General features: G+C 44.1%; 1 protein-coding gene. It reads left to right on the forward strand.

What is annotated here, in order from left to right; translation table 11 throughout:
- The coding region (locus tag Q3W56_RS20780) for a transposase (protein WP_302896716.1) at window positions 1–320 on the forward strand (320 nt) is incomplete at both ends.

Consider the following 320-nt stretch of genomic DNA (forward strand, 5'->3'; position numbering starts at 1 on the left):
CAAAGGCCGCCCCTCACTCGACCCGCTGATTTTATTCAAAATGATGTTTATCGGCTACCTCTACGGTATCCGTTCAGAAAGACAGCTTGAAAAAGAAATTTACTACAATATGGCGTACAGATGGTTTCTCGGATTGAACATAAACGATCCAGTTCCGCACCACTCCACCATCAGCTGGAACAGACGCACACGTTTTAAAGATACAACGATTTTCCAAGACATTTTTGATGAGATCGTTCTTCAAGCCATTAATCATGACATGGTGGGCGGACGTGTCCTATTCACCGATTCAACTCATCTGAAAGCCAATGCCAACAAGC

The sequence above is a fragment of the Bacillus sp. C28GYM-DRY-1 genome (genome assembly GCF_030519405.1).
Taxonomy (GTDB): domain Bacteria; phylum Bacillota; class Bacilli; order Bacillales; family Bacillaceae; genus Bacillus; species Bacillus spizizenii_A.